This is a genomic window from Serratia sp. CY43202, from assembly GCF_052168755.1.
GTDB lineage: Bacteria > Pseudomonadota > Gammaproteobacteria > Enterobacterales > Enterobacteriaceae > Serratia > Serratia bockelmannii.
Map to the genome: position 1 here is coordinate 296,450 of NZ_JBJNMB010000003.1, position 14,276 is coordinate 310,725.

13 protein-coding genes and 1 pseudogene are annotated in these 14,276 nt (G+C 60.1%); 4 read left to right on the forward strand and 10 right to left on the reverse strand.

Annotation, left to right across the window (positions count from 1 at the left end; translation table 11 throughout):
* Positions 1-38 precede the first annotated feature (38 nt).
* Together ACJ8J5_RS07860 and ACJ8J5_RS07865 are read left to right on the forward strand one after the other, a co-directional pair.
* Positions 39-1,415 carry an APC family permease gene (locus ACJ8J5_RS07860; protein WP_060434122.1) on the forward strand — a complete coding sequence of 459 codons (1,377 nt, stop codon included), beginning with the start codon at positions 39-41 and terminating at the stop codon, positions 1,413-1,415.
* Between the two features lie 2 nt (positions 1,416-1,417).
* A complete protein-coding gene (locus ACJ8J5_RS07865) occupies positions 1,418-2,527 on the forward strand; it encodes a DmpA family aminopeptidase (protein WP_414104723.1) in 1,110 nt (369 codons plus the stop codon).
* A gap of 38 nt (positions 2,528-2,565) precedes the next feature.
* On the opposite strand, the gene ACJ8J5_RS07870 is transcribed toward ACJ8J5_RS07865, so the two are convergent.
* The 6 genes and pseudogenes from ACJ8J5_RS07870 to ACJ8J5_RS07895 form a co-directional block, all read right to left on the reverse strand.
* Positions 2,566-3,816 carry a phospholipase D-like domain-containing protein gene (locus tag ACJ8J5_RS07870; protein WP_414104722.1) on the reverse strand — a complete coding sequence of 417 codons (1,251 nt, stop codon included), beginning with the start codon at positions 3,814-3,816 and terminating at the stop codon, positions 2,566-2,568.
* The gene (locus ACJ8J5_RS07875; protein WP_089196478.1) at positions 3,809-4,459 is read right to left on the reverse strand and encodes a MotA/TolQ/ExbB proton channel family protein; all 651 of its coding nucleotides are present in this window, start codon (positions 4,457-4,459) and stop codon (positions 3,809-3,811) included. The genes ACJ8J5_RS07870 and ACJ8J5_RS07875 overlap by 8 nt, the downstream gene beginning before the upstream one ends.
* A 46-nt stretch (positions 4,460-4,505) precedes the next feature.
* Positions 4,506-6,749: a TonB-dependent receptor family protein gene (locus ACJ8J5_RS07880; protein ID WP_049204587.1), complete on the reverse strand. Its 2,244-nt coding sequence runs from the start codon at positions 6,747-6,749 to the stop codon at positions 4,506-4,508.
* Positions 6,750-6,788: 39 nt separating this feature from the next.
* Positions 6,789-7,535, reverse strand: coding sequence for an energy transducer TonB family protein (locus ACJ8J5_RS07885; RefSeq protein WP_414104721.1), 747 nt, complete (start codon positions 7,533-7,535; stop codon positions 6,789-6,791).
* A 1-nt stretch (position 7,536) separates the two neighbouring features.
* Entirely contained in the window at positions 7,537-7,944 is a 408-nt protein-coding gene (locus ACJ8J5_RS07890) for an ExbD/TolR family protein (protein ID WP_049207797.1), read from the reverse strand.
* 244 nt (positions 7,945-8,188) lie between these two features.
* Positions 8,189-8,374: pseudogene (locus ACJ8J5_RS07895) on the reverse strand (helix-turn-helix domain-containing protein); the annotation flags it as partial.
* Positions 8,375-8,493: 119 nt separating this feature from the next.
* Here ACJ8J5_RS07895 and ACJ8J5_RS07900 point away from each other — a divergent pair.
* A complete protein-coding gene (locus ACJ8J5_RS07900; RefSeq protein ID WP_414104720.1) occupies positions 8,494-9,141 on the forward strand; it encodes a hypothetical protein in 648 nt (215 codons plus the stop codon).
* Positions 9,142-9,460: 319 nt separating this feature from the next.
* Here ACJ8J5_RS07900 and ACJ8J5_RS07905 read toward each other — a convergent pair whose 3' ends face one another.
* From ACJ8J5_RS07905 to ACJ8J5_RS07915, 3 genes are all read right to left on the reverse strand, one after another.
* Positions 9,461-10,381 carry a L,D-transpeptidase family protein gene (locus ACJ8J5_RS07905; protein ID WP_025305160.1) on the reverse strand — a complete coding sequence of 307 codons (921 nt, stop codon included), beginning with the start codon at positions 10,379-10,381 and terminating at the stop codon, positions 9,461-9,463.
* A gap of 232 nt (positions 10,382-10,613) precedes the next feature.
* Positions 10,614-11,489: a helix-turn-helix domain-containing protein gene (locus tag ACJ8J5_RS07910; RefSeq protein ID WP_414104719.1), complete on the reverse strand. Its 876-nt coding sequence runs from the start codon at positions 11,487-11,489 to the stop codon at positions 10,614-10,616.
* Between the two features lie 10 nt (positions 11,490-11,499).
* A complete protein-coding gene (locus ACJ8J5_RS07915; protein ID WP_414104718.1) occupies positions 11,500-11,877 on the reverse strand; it encodes a hypothetical protein in 378 nt (125 codons plus the stop codon).
* Between the two features lie 121 nt (positions 11,878-11,998).
* Between ACJ8J5_RS07915 and ACJ8J5_RS07920 the strand changes: the two genes are divergently transcribed.
* Positions 11,999-12,820 (forward strand): AraC family transcriptional regulator, encoded by an 822-nt coding sequence (locus ACJ8J5_RS07920; protein WP_147823096.1) that lies wholly within the window; start codon positions 11,999-12,001, stop codon positions 12,818-12,820.
* 38 nt (positions 12,821-12,858) lie between these two features.
* Here ACJ8J5_RS07920 and ACJ8J5_RS07925 read toward each other — a convergent pair whose 3' ends face one another.
* Positions 12,859-13,995, reverse strand: coding sequence for a porin (locus ACJ8J5_RS07925; protein ID WP_049186600.1), 1,137 nt, complete (start codon positions 13,993-13,995; stop codon positions 12,859-12,861).
* Positions 13,996-14,276 lie beyond the last annotated feature (281 nt).

Consider the following 14,276-nt stretch of genomic DNA (forward strand, 5'->3'; position numbering starts at 1 on the left):
ACAATAACTCACTCACACGTTAATGGAGTCGTTATCCCATGAAAGAGTCCGCCCCTGAACACACCTTCAAAGGCAATCTCAGCGTCCTCGACGTGGTGATGATCACCGCGTCCGGCGTGACGCCGGCCAGTTCGATCTTCGTTATCGCGCCGCTGGCGATCGCCAACGCCGGCAGCGGCGCCTTTCTGTCGTTTCTGATCGCCGCCTGCGTCGCCGCCACCATCGCGCTGTGCTATGCCGAGCTCGGCGCCGCGCACCCCAGCGCCGGCGGCGAATACAGCATCATCAAACGCCTGTTCGGCACCCTGTGCGGGTTGCAGACCTATCTGTTTATTCTCAGCGCCGCGCTGTTCGTGCCGGCGGTACTGGCCACCGGCGCGGTGCCTTACCTGAATACCGCGCTGGGCACCTCATTCGACGCCTCCACCGCCGGCATGATCACCGTGCTGATCGGCGGCGCCTGCGCCATTTTCAACATCAAGGCCAACGCCCTGCTGACCGGCGCCTTTCTGGTGGTGGAAGTGGCGGTGCTGGCGCTGATCGCCTGGCTCGGCTTCAGCCATCCGCATCAAAGCGCGGAGATCCTCACCGCGCCGGTGATGCTGGACGCGCAGGGCAGCCTGGCGCCGGTTTCGCTGCCGCTGATCGTCGCCATGGTCGGGGTCGCGCTGTTCTCCTACAACGGCTACGGCGCGGCGGTGTACATGGCGGAAGATATGCGCGAGCAGGGCAAACCGATGGCGGTCGCGATCATGCTGACGCTGGTCATCGTGGTGCTGGTGGAACTGGTGCCGTTCACCGCCCTGCTGATCGGCTCGCCGTCGCTGGCGGAGATGGCCAAACAGGCCGATCCGGTCGGCTACGTGGTCACCCAGCTCGGCGGCCCGACGCTGGCGCGGGTGGTGAGTGGCGCAATCTATCTGTCGGTGTTCAACGCCATTATCGCCATCGTGGCGCAGTTCAGCCGCATGATGTTCGCCAGCGGACGTGATGGCTTCTGGCTGCCGGCGTTCAACCGGGCGCTGAAAATCATCCACCCGCGCTTCGGCACCCCCTGGATCGCCACCCTGCTGTTCGGCGTGCCCTCGGCGCTGCTGGCGTTTTGCTCCGATCTCGAATCGCTGACCTCGTTCACCGTGATCCTGCTGCTGCTGGTGTACATCATCATGGCGGTGGCGGCGCTGATCAGTCGCCGTCGCCGCCACTTCCACCATCCGTACCTGATGCCGCTGTGGCCGTTGCCGGTGGTGGTGGCACTGCTGTGCTGCCTGTACGTGCTGTGGACGATTTTGATCGCCAGCAGCCTGAAAGACTTTATTATCATTGCCGGCATCATCGGCTTCGGGCTGGCGCTAAACCATCTGCGCGGCCGCCAGACGGCGCCCTTGGCCGCCCCCTCAATAGAAGGAGAATAACCATGACGCAGCGCGCTCAGGATCTGGGCATCATCATCGGACAGGGCACGCCCGGCCCGCTGAACGCCATCACCGACGTGCCCGGCGTGCGCGTCGGCCATGCCAGCATTCATGCCGATTTAGCGGACGGGCGCAGCGTGCGCACCGGCGTGACGGTGATCGAACCGCGCCCCGGCTCCGCCCGCCACGCCCCCTGCTTTGCCGGCGTGCACGTGCTGAACGGCAACGGCGACGCCACCGGCCTGGAATGGGTACGCGAAGCGGGCCTGCTGACCAGCCCGATCGCCTTCACCAACACCCACAGCGTGGGCGTGGTGCGCGATGCACTGATCGCGCTGGAGCGTGAAGCGCTGCCCGCGAGCGACAATGCGGTGTACTGGAATATGCCGGTGGTGATGGAAACCTTCGACGGCCTGCTCAACGACATCAACGGCTTTCACGTCAAGGCTGAGCACGTGCGCCAGGCACAGCAGGCGGCTCAAGGCGGCTTGCCGCAGGAAGGCGCGGTCGGCGGCGGCAGCGGCATGATCTGCCATGAGTTCAAAGGCGGCAGCGGCACCGCGTCGCGCCGCTTGCCCGCCGATCAGGGCGGCTGGACGGTGGGCGCCATCGTGCAGGCCAACCACGGCAAGCGCGAGTCGTTGCTGGTCGGCGGTTACCCGGTGGGCCGGCATCTGGGGCATCTCCCCTCGCCGTTCACGCCGCAGTTGCCGCATCCCGGCATGGGCTCCATCGTGGTGGCGCTGGCGACCGACGCGCCGCTGCTGCCGCACCAGTGTACGCGGCTGGCGCAGCGCGCCAGCATCGGCATCGCCCGCACCGGCGGCGGCACCGAGGATTCGAGCGGCGACATTTTCATCGCCTTCGCCACCGGCAACGACGGCCTGCCGCCCGCCGACTACGCCAATAAAGGCGCCTTCACCACGCCGCTGCGCATGGTGAACAACGACTACATTTCGGCGCTGTTCGCCGCGGCGGCGGAAGCGGTGGAAGAAGCGATCGTCAATGCGCTGCTGGCGGCCAATACCGTCAGCGGCAACGGCCACCGGGCGGAAGGATTGGGCGCCGAGCAGCTGGTGACGGCGCTGGAGCAGGCCGGCTGGCGGCGGTAAAAAAACACAGGGCGCGGGGATTAACCGCGCCCTGCTTATCAGGATTCGCCGCCCGGCTTGGGCGTCGGGTAGTCGTAATCCAGCCGCAGCGGTTCGGCGTAGACGCTGTTCCACAGCTGTTGGTACAGCTGGTCCAACCGCCCGCTCATCGCCGCGCTGTGCATCACCAGCTCCAGATTGCGTGAGTTGTCCAGATAGCCGCCGGTCCAGTTGCTGGTACCCACCCAAGCAATCTCATCGTCGATGGTCATCAGCTTGCTGTGGATCACGCGGGCAAACGGAATGAAACCGCTGCTGGCCGGCGGAATGGTCACCACTTTTATCTGCACGTTCGGCACCAGCGCCAGGCTCTTCAGCCAGGCGATATCCGGCTTTTTGGTGTTCCAGTTGGCCACCATCAGCTCGATCTGCACGCCGCGCGCCGCCGCACCGCGCAGCGCGTTGTCGATCACCGCGTAGAAGGGGCGGCTGCGCTCCGGGCCAAACGACAACGGCGCGTAGTCCATCACCTGCACCCGCACCCGCCGTTTGGCGCCGGCCAGCAAGCGCGGCAGCTCGGCCTGCGAGTCAATCACCCCTGCCGGGTTGTAGGCGCGCGGGCTGGCCACCAGATAGTTGCCCTGCGGCTGCGCCGTCGGCGGCGAATCGGGCAACGCCGGCACCGGCTTAGCCTGCGACAACAGCGCCTGCGCCTGCCAGTCCTGTTCGAAGATCGCCTGGATCTGCCCCACCACCTTGGCGTCGCTGATGCGCAGCCCGGTTTCGTGAATGTGCTCCAGCGCGCGCCAGTCGAAATTCTGGCTGCCGACGAACGCCTGTTCGCCGTCCACCAGCAGATATTTGGCGTGCAGAATGCCGCCGCTCAGCTTCTGGTAAGGAATGATGCGCAGCTCCAGATTGGGGATCGCCTTCAGCTGTTCCAGCGTTTCGGCGGTAGAAATGCGAATGCCCTTCTCTTCCACCAAAAAGCGGATTTTCACCCCGCGCTCACCGGCCGCCTTCAGGTGCTGCAGCACACCGTCCAGCAGCGAACCGTCCTGATTCGCCACGTAAAACTGCCCCAGGTCGATGCGGGTTTTCGCCGCGTCGAACATCTCGCGCCACACCTCGGCGGTGTTGCGCAGGTCGTCGGCCTGCAGCGCGGTTTCCACCGGCGCGGTGTACACCAGCTCATAGCCGGGAATCGCAAAACGCGCCGCAGCGCTCTGGCTCAACATCAACAAACAACCGCTCCACAATGCCGCATAAAGGCGGCCGAGCGGCCGCCGTACTGGATGGCCATTAGGCATAGCGCGGCGCTCCGCTGTCAACCCATTGTTCGCCGCTGCCGTTCTCCGGGCGGCTGGTCGGCTGACCGGCGCGGATCAGCAGCACCTTCAGCAGCTCGTTGATGCGCTCCATGCGGCTCTGCAGGAAGTTGTTGGCCACCAGGCACAGCAGCGCGATGGCGATGCCGAGGCCAGTGGCGTACAGCGCGGTGCCCATCCCGGCCGACACCAGGCTCGGCTCGGACACCCCCGAGGCGGCCAGCGCCTTGAAGGTTTCGATGATCCCCATCACCGTGCCGAGCAACCCCAGCAGCGGCGCAGCGGTGACCACGGTTTCCAGCAGCCACAGGCCGCGCGCCATCGGCGGCTTGCTCAGCAGGTACTGGGCGTCGATCAGATCGCCGATCGCCTCGCGGTCGCCGGCGCGGTGCTTCTGCGCCAATACCGGCGCGATCACCGCCATCGGCAGGCTGTTACGCTGGGTCAGCTCGTCCGGCAGATCGGCGGCGCGGCGCACGTCCGGCGTCAGCGCCTGCTCCAGCCGGCGCGCCTGGCGTTGGGTATAGGCGAAGTACAGCGTGCGTTCGATGATGATCACCAGCGCGATCGCCAGCGCGGCGTACATCACGTAGAAAATAATGTCGTGCAACAGATTGGCGTCCATACAGGGCTCCTCTTCCCCGCCGCCGGGCAGGCGGCGGGGTATTCAGTTAAAAGGTGGCTTCCAGCGAGACGCTGAAGGTGCGTTCTTCGCCGACGTTGTAATACGGCGTGCTGGCCTTCACGCCGCCGTACGGCGCCGCGTTGAAGGTGGTGGTGCGCACCGAGGTCAGGTATTCCTTGTCAAACAGGTTGCTGATGCCAAAGCGCAGCGCGGCGCTTTTGACGATTTTCTTGTCCACGGGCAGATGCACCCCCGCCGCCAGATCGAACACCGTGCGGCCGCCGATCTTCTCGTCGTTGGTCAGATCGCCGTAGAACGCACTGACGTACTTGCCGCTGACGCTGCCGTAATACAGCCCGTCGTCATAACCCAACGTCATGTTCAGCAGGTTTTTCGGCACGTTCGGCACCTCTTTGCCGGAGGTCGGCAGCGGCTGCCCGCCGTTGCTGACGATGTCGCTCTTCTGCTTCGATTGGGTATAGGTATATGAGGTGTAGTAGTTGAAGTTATGCGGCAGTTGGCCGCTCCACTCCAGCTCCAGCCCTTTGTTCTCCACATTGCCGATGTTCATCATCTCGTAATCGCCGGCCGAGTTGGTGGTGGAGATCTGGCGATCGCTGTAGCGCATGTAGAACAACGTGGCGCTCAGCAGCATGTCCTCTTGCTGGAAACGCCAGCCCAGTTCGTGGTTCCAGCTGAGTTCCGGCTTGGTGCTGAGCGAGTCGCCGACGTTGTACAGCACGTAGTTTGGCGGCGTGCGCATGTTGCGCGTCAGGTTGTAGAACACCTGGTTTTCCTGGTTCACCTTATAGCTGGCGCTGAAGTTCGGCAGGAATTCATGATAGGTGGCTTTGCGCTTCTCCGGCACGTTGTACAGGCTGCCGCGGTTGTCCCCTTTGCGCTCCACGTACTGATAGGCCAGGCCGCCGACGAAGGTCCAGTCCGGCGTGGCGAACCAGGTGTCCTGCAGCCACACCTTCTGCGCCGGGGTGATGGTGTACTGGTTGCGCCCCTGCACCGTATTGCCGTTGGCGTCCTTCACCTGATCGGATCCGCCCGGTTTGCCCGAGATTTGCGCCGGATTGCCATCATCTTTGATGCTGATGAACGGTTGGGTCTGCAGCTGGCGCGCGCGCTCGTACCAGTAACCGATGTCCAGGCTGTGCTGATCGTTGATGTCCCACTTCAGCTTGGTGGTGATGCCCGGCCGCCAGGTTTGGGTCCACGACGGGCGGTAATAGGTGTTGGACTGCAGGTTGCTGAGGTCATACTGCCCGGCCTTGTCCGACGTGCTGGACAGCACCGAGGCCGTCTGGCCGTTGAAGCTGCCGCCGTTGCCCCAGTAGTAATACGGTTGCAGAGTCAGCGACAGGTTATCGCGCAGCTGCAGCTTCTGGGTGAACGACAGCGTGAAGGTTTCGAACGGGTTGCGTTCAATCTTGTAGTACTTGTTCAACTGCCCTTTGCTGTTGTACTCCGGTGTGGTGACGTAGTCGGTGTCACGGCCGTCGTTTTGGAACTGCGCCTTGCTCAGAGTGTTGTAGTTGGTGTTGTTCTGGCGGTTGTACTTCATCACCAGGTTGCTGCTGTTGCCGTTGCCGTCTTCGTACAGCGAGTTCATCTCGAACTTGTCGGAATACAGTCGCCCCTCGCCGCGCCACTTCTTCGCTTCGGTGTGCGAATAGGAGAGCCAGTTGCTGAAGCCGTTGTACTCGCCGGTCTCCAGGCGGGCAAAGGTTTTGCTCAGGCTGTTGCTGCCCAGCGTTTGCTTGACGAAACCGCCGAAGTCTTTCGCCGGGCGGCGCGTCACCAGGCCGATGTTGCCGCCGCTGGAGCCGATGTGCGGGCCGTCCGCTTCGGAAGACCCTTGGGTGACGAACACCTCCTCCAGGTTTTCCGCATCGCCGAGCAGGTTCGGGTATACCGCGTAGTTGCCGGAGTCGTTGATCGGAATACCGTCCATCGACAGGCCGATCTGATCCGAGTTCATGCCGCGCATGGTGTAGTCCACGCCGCTCAGGCCGCTGGCGTCGTTGCTGTTGACGTTCAGGCCCGGCGTGTATTTCAGCTTATCAATGGCATTGGCCGCCGACGGCATTTTGTCCATCGCCTCTTTGGTGACGGTGGAACGCGCCTTGGCGCTGTCATCCTGCACCATCATGCCGCCGCCGAGCGACTGCCCCTTGACGCTGATGGTGCCGACATCGGTGGCGTCGGCCGCCAGCGCGGCGCCCGGCAGCATCGCCGACATCACCGCCAGATAGATCCCAGAACGATTAAACGATTTCATTGTGTGCATCCCATAAAAATCAAACGATTAACCCTTGCGCTAAGGCGCCTGATAATTGAACGTCGCGGTAAATCTTTTGGTTGTTTGCCCGGCGAATGCCTCGCTCGGGAACGGCTTTACTGAACTGATGCTTTGCAAGCTGCTCATCGCCGCGCGGTTCAGCAGCATGCTGGCGGCTTTGTTGGCGATGCCGGAAGAGAGCACCCGCCCGCTGCGATCGACCTCCAGCCACACTTCGACGTTGCCCTGCGGGCGCTCGAGCGAGGCCTGGCGCCCGCTCGGGTAGCGCTTGCGCTGTTCCAGCTCGCGGCGCAAGGCCAGCAGATAGCCGTTTTCAATCGCCTGCGCGTTCACCTTCGGCGCCGCGGGGGCGGCCGGTGCGGGCTGCGCCGCCGGTTTGCTGACCAGCGCGCGCGGCGCGGCGGGCGCCGGCGTCGGTTTAGGTTTCTCTACCGGTTTGGCTTTCTCTTTTACCGGCTTGGGCTTCGGCTTCGGCTGCGGTTTCGGCACCGGCTTGGCTTCCACGATCGGTTCCGGCGCCGGCACCACCGGTTCGGGGATCGGCTCCGGCTCGGGCGGCGGCGGTTCGGGCTGAGGTTCCGGCGGCGTTTCCGGTTGAGGTTCAGGCGCCGGTTCAGGTTCCACCAGCGCCAGTTCGATGGCAGTTTCGTCGTAGCGCGGCTGGATCTTCAGCGCCGCCTGCTGGCTGGCGAACAGCAGGCAACCGGCGACAATCAGCGCCGGCAGCCAGCTGAAAAGATGACGTGAGCGATAGATCAGATACATGTCACAGCTTCCGTGTCGCGATGGAGACGGAGAAGAAACCGCCCTGGCGCAGGTTGTCCATGACCGCCACCAGCCGCTCGACCGCCACGCCCTTGTCGCTGTTGACGATGATGGTGGTGGTCTGGTTGGCCTGCTGCTGTTGCTTGAGCGTAGTGACCAACGCGCCGAGCGCGATCGGCTGGCCATCCAGCTGCAGCTGTTCGTCGGCCCCCAGCGTGATAATCGCTTTCTTCTGCGGTTTCAGCTGCTGCGCACTGCCGGCGGACGGCAGCTGCGTTTTCAGCCCGAGCGCCGGAATGACGTTCAGGCTAATCAAGACGAAAAACACCAATAAAAACATCATCACGTCGATCATCGGGATCAGTTCGATGTGCGCTTTGTTCTTTTTCGGTTCGTTCCAGTTACGCATGACACTCCCTCCCAAAAGCGAAGCAGCCAATATAGGAGGGGTATGTTTACCTTTTGTTACGCTTGTGTGATCTTATTTTCACAGCGTGGTTTTTTTGCGAGAATTTTTTCAATGGCAGGCGATAAGGGAGAAGATATAACTTATTAATTAGCGATAGTTTTTATTGGAATAATTGCAATGCGGGCATTTCAGAGAGCCAAGGCCAGAGAGGATAATGTGAGAATAGTGACAGCCCAAACGGTCACTACAACAAGACCTCAAGCCCGTGCTTGCGTACGATCGAAAGCAGCTTAAGCGACACGCCGCCCGGCCGCTTCACCCCCGTCTCCCATTTCTGTATGGTCGACACCCTGGTATTCAGATAACGGGCAAAAACCGGTTGGCTTAAACATAGCTGCTCGCGCAACGCTTTGATCTCCTGGGGCTGCAATCCAACGCCCCCTACGATTACGATACAATTCAGCAAATCGAATAAGTAGTTTCCGTATAGAGAAAGGCAGTTCTGTTGAGTAGACTGTCACCGGACGATAAGCAAAAGGGAATTGAGTCATGGCAAAAGGTGCGAAGGAAATCGCCCAAGAGATGGCGAACGCTGTAAATTCAAAAAGTAATTGCTTTGGCGGTTTTATCGAAGGGGCTATCTCCTTTCCCGTCGATATAGGATACCTGGCATATGATTTTATCAATACAGATAACCGCTCTATAAATCGATATGACACAGAAAGAATGCTTCGCCTCATTAAAGCTGGACTTGCTAACCAACACTCACTGACCAAAATCGTTAAACTTGTCGTTGACGAATATCTGAAAAAAGTCGATGTAGATAAAGTCAAAAGATGGGTTGAAAAAGGATCCGGGAAAATTGCAGGTAGGTTTGTGAGCAATCAGGTTCTGATGGTTAACTTAGGGGCGGTGCTTTCCGAACGGGTGGTTATTCGCCTCGCAACAGGTTATGCCCTAACGTCACTGCTGACCCTCGGAGCTATGAACTCAAGAGCAATCCATACCTCACGCCAGTTACGACAGCGAAACCCTGAAATTTACGATAACTTAAGGCGTGCGGGAAATTTGGATCTCTTATATTTTCTGGTAGAACCCAAAACAAAGCCATTTGAACAAGCGATAGAGATTTGGCGAAAAAACAGAGGCGAGTTTGACCGCATTACCGAGCTATTTTTTGAAAAGGTGTCGAAATGAAGGTTTTTTCAGTGCTCATATCAAGAGTCATCATAGGGATTAGCTATGCCGTCATCACCATGACCTTGCTATGCATCGCCTATTTCACGCTGCTCTCCGACTCTTCATATCATATTGTTTATGCGATTTTTTCTTGCATTGGGTTTGTTCTGGCCTACTTCATCTATTATATAGCCATGAAGTTCCATGATGGCGTTTAGAGCAAGCGTAGAGCGTTCTACAAACTGCGCCTACGCTCAATTGAGTCCCTATCAAAACTGCATAAAAAAAGACGCCCGCAGGCGTCTTCTTGGCATTTGTCACTGAGGCCGGAAGGCAATCAGTTCACTTTCACCGGCATACCGGAACGGGCTTTGATCGCCGCGTCCACTTCACTCTGGTTAACACCGGCGTCCATCAGCACTTTGCCGACCGGTGCGGAAATGGTCAGCGGCACCGGATCCTTGGATTGCAGCTGCTCTTCGTTGGCCGACAGCGGGTTGTGCACTTCCACATAGCGCGAGCCGTCCGGTTCGACGGTGGCTTTCATCGGTTCGTTGATGAACTGCACGCGGGTGCCTACCGGCACGTTTTCGAACAGGTACTTGATGTCGTCGGCGCGCAGACGCACGCAGCCGTGGCTCACGCGCAGGCCGATGCCGAAGTTGGCGTTGGTGCCGTGGATGGCATACAGGCGGCCAACATACAGCGCATACAGCCCCATCGGGTTGTCCGGGCCGGCCGGGAACACCGCAGGCAGGATTTCGCCGTCAGCCGCGTATTCGGCGCGCATTTTGGCGGTCGGCGTCCAGGTTGGGCCGTCTTTCTTGCGCTGCACGGTGGTGGTCCAGTTCAGCGGGGTGTCTTTACCCAGCTGGCCGATGCCGATCGGCAGCACCACCACGGTGTTGGAACCTTTCGGGTAGTAGTACAGACGCATTTCGGCGCTGTTGATGATGATGCCTTCACGCGGCGCGTCCGGCAGGATCAGCTGCTGCGGGATGGTCAGGGTGCTGCCGGCCTTCGGCAGGAACGGATCCACGCCCGGGTTGGCCTCCAGCATGTTGCTCAGCCCCATCTGATACTGGGCGGCAAAGCTCTCCAGCGGCAGCTTGCTGTCTTCCGGTACGGTGATTTGGATATTCTCGCCCACCAAACGGCTGTCTTTTGGCGGCAACGGGTAAACGACGGCGAAGGCAGCCTGGCTGAAAGCAACCAGTGCCGTAAACAGGGTTAATAACGCGCGAATGCTCATTTTCATCTTCGTGTTGGTCAAGGCCACTGGCGATTAGGGATATCGGTTTCTACGGCCACTTTACCCCGTTGAATTTCAGCCGACAGCCAACGGCGCTGCGGCCTGAAAAGCCAGGGGGGTTTGACCGGATGCGCATTATATGTGCACATCAATCAAAGTGTGAACCATTACCGATGTAATATCGCAATTTTTTGTAACCTGACGCGCCACGAAGGCGATTTTTTGCGAGAACCGCCGCCTAACTGGCGGCGGCCAACGCTTCCACCCGCCGAATGGGGATCAGATATTCACAGCGGATCGCCGCGCCGCCGAGCGGGCAACAGCCCTCCTGCGCCGGGTAGAAACGCTCGATATCCTGCCCCGGCCGGCGGATGGCGTTCATCTGCGGCATGGCAGTGTCATACAATCGGACAATAAAGTTTTGTAACCCTTCCGCCTGCCCCTGATAGGTGAAACGGGCATACTCTCCCTGTTCGATAGTCACCCGCTCCCCCATCGCCCCTTCGTCCGGCAAAGCGGCGGTATACGCCATACGCGGGCAGCCCCGGCGTTGCCTGTCGACTTCCAGGCTGGTGAGGCCGTACACCACCTCCGGCAGCGCCTGCGGTTGCAGCAGCTGCCGCCAGGCATGGCGGCGCAGCTCGCACTTGGAGTCCGCCAGCTGCCCCAGCGTGAAGCTGCGGCGCTGGGTGTTGCCCACCAGCTGCATGGCGGGCAGCGTCACGATATCGGCCTGCGGCAACGGCGCTTCGGTCAGCCGCAGCGGCGGCTGCAGGCCATAGCTCGACCAATCTTGGCTGCGGCGATAGCTGGCCGGCGGCAGACCGAACTGCTTGCGAAAGCAACGGGTGAAGGTTTGCTGTGAATCGAACTGGTAAGTATCGGCGATGCAGGCCACGCTGGTACCGGTCAGGCGCAGTTCGCGCGCGGCGGCGGTCAGCCTTCTGCGGCGCGCGTAAGTGCCGAGAATATGGCCGGTATGCTGCTTGAACATCCGCTGCAAATGCCATTTGGAGTAGCCGGACTTGGCGGCAATGTCGTCCAGCGTCAGCGGCTGATCCAGGCTCTGCTCGATCCAGGCCAGCAGCTGTTCAATCACCTGTTGCTGGTGCATGGTATTCCCCTTATTTTAGCAATAACGTCTGCGCCAATACCCGGCCTGCGGCCTCATCGGTGGCCACCAGCACCGGATAGCCCCAGAACTTGGCGCCGTATTCGGCGAATTCTTCCGCCGCCGCGCGTTTGGCGTCGTCAGGCTCCAGCATGATCATGCCTTTCACCCACAGCTTCAGCGCCTCGCGGTTATCGCGTTTCCACAGCGCCACCAGGGTGCGGGCATCGCGATCGTGCTCTTCACCTTCATCGCCGACGCTGCGGTCGGTCATCAAGACAAAGGGTTCGGCGCGCGCCAACAGCGCGCTGAATTCAGCCAGCTCGGCCTGGGTATCGCGCCCGTTTCGGCGCATCCACACCAGCGGAAAATCAGTGGTATCCAATGACATAATCAGTTTCCTCGCGAAAGGGTTTTAGGACTGGCGCTTACTTTATCGGCACCGGCGCTAGACCACATTGCGCAATCAGGACATAATACTTTTCAATTCCGCCAAATTGAGAATTATTCTCATGAAAGTACAAATTCCCCGCCACTGTCTGGATATCGATCAGGTGCCGCGCCCGCTGTTTGCCCTGCAAGGTTCGACCCTTGAGCAGGATTGGGAAGTCGAGCCGCACCGCCACCAGAAGGCGCAGCTGATCTACACGGTACGCGGCATGATCCGCTGCGAAGTGGAAAACGGGCTGTGGCTAGTGCCGCCGCAGTGTGCGCTGTGGATGCCGGGCAACGTGTTGCACAACGCCCAGGGCGCCGGCTCCACCGAGGCCTACTGCCTGTTCGTCGATCAACATGCCGCCGCCGATCTGCCGCAAAACTGCTGCACGCTGTCGGTCTCGCCGCTGCTGCGCGAGCTGCTGCTGCAGGCCAGCACCTTCGAACCGCTCTACGACGAACAGGGCGCCGAAGGGCGTCTGACGGCGGTACTGCTGGATCAGCTGGCGGCCGCGCCGATCGAGAATCTGCACCTGCCGGTGTCCGACGACGCGCGCATCCGGCAGTTGACCGAGGGCATGCTGAGCAGCCCGGCGGACAAATCCACCCTCGGGCAGTGGGCACAGCGCATCGGCATGAGCGAGCGCTCCCTCAGCCGCACCTTGCAACAGCAGATGGGCATGAGCTTCGGCCACTGGCGGCGCCAGCTGCACGTGATGCTGGCGCTGCAGCGCCTGACGCAGGGCGAGAGCGTACAGACGGTGGCGCTGGATCTGGGCTACGAGAGCGCCAGCGGCTTCGTCACCATGTTCAGAAAGGCGGTAGGCAAACCGCCGGCGCGCTACCTGGCGGAGCGCAACGCCTCTGGAGAGACCCTGGGCGGGGCGATCAGCATGTGAAAAAGCCGGCGCAGGCGCCGGCTTGGAGCAGGTGAAAATCAGAAGTCGTAGAACACCGTAATCCAGGTGGAATCCGGCTCGTTGTCGCTGCTGTTGGCCAGCGTGCGCTCCACATACACCGACAGGCCGTAACCGATGGTGGTGCCCGCGCCGAGATAGACGTGGTTGGCGTGATACGCCTCGTCCCCCTTCAGCCGCAGCGAGTCCGCCGCCACGTAAGGCTGGACGGATTTGAGGAACGGCTTGTCGATATTGAAGGTGTAACCGACAAAGCCTTCCAGCCCGTAGCCGTCACCGGCGAAGAAGTGCGACAGCGTGCGCTGGCGGGTGCTCGGCACATAATCTTTGTAATAGCTGGCGGTGCCGACGATATACCAGTTGTTTGGCTGCCAGGTCAACGCGGTGCCGGACAGCTGCTGGTGATAATCCTTTTCGCTGTACAGATTGTCTTTGATCTTCGCGTCGGTATAACTGTAGGCCGCGCTGAAGGTGAAGTCTTTCGTCACCTTGTAATCGAAGCCCAACCCACCTCCGCCCTTGCGGCGGTAAATCAGGTTATCCGCAGTGTGCAGATCGTCTTCCGGCAATAAATAGTTGGCATACAGCGTCACCGGCCCGAAATCATTGGTGTACTTGATGCTGTTTTTCGGTTTATTGCCGCCGTCGTAGTCGCCGGAAATACCGATACCGGTGCCGCCCGCATGGCCATCGTTATCCCAGACGTCGCTTTTGATGCCGACCACCGAATAATAGATGCCGTATTGATGGCCGTAGGTCAGGGTACCGTAACGATCGTCCTTGAAACCGGCGTACAGCTGGCGCTGATAGTCGCGCTTGCCGTCTTCGTTATAGTGCCCGTCCCAGCTGAGCGCGTGCGCAAGATCCACGCCCCACTCGTAATAGCCGATGATCGAGGTGTCCTGCGTCAGCGCATAGTCGCCGCTGAAGCGAAAACGCGTGCCGCCGTCGTGGCCGTTTTTGTCATAGCCCGGCTCCGGGCCGTTATTGAAGATCCACTCGGGGCGAATGCTGCCGCCCACCTTTAAACTGAGCGGCGCCAGCAACACATTACTCTGCGGGTTTTTATCCAGAATGGTGATCTCGGCCTGTGCGCCGGCGGATAACGCCGACAGCAAGACGCCGCCAATGAATATTGGCGTTGTATTTTTTCTCATTATTACCCCTGCCCGAAAAAATTATTGTTATAAACACGGTGGTCTTAAGCCACGCGGAAATAATTACCCGATGTAAACAGCGCACGCAAGATATAAAAATTCACGTCATAATCTGCCATTATTCCAGGTTGGTTTTATTTTCAGCATAAACGTGTTCATCTGTAACGCGAAGAAAAACAATGTAATAACCGCAGCACGAAATAAACCAATCCGCATCTTTTATCCAAAATAACCCGGCGTGATTATCCGGGAATAAAGATAGCAAATAACAAATAAATATT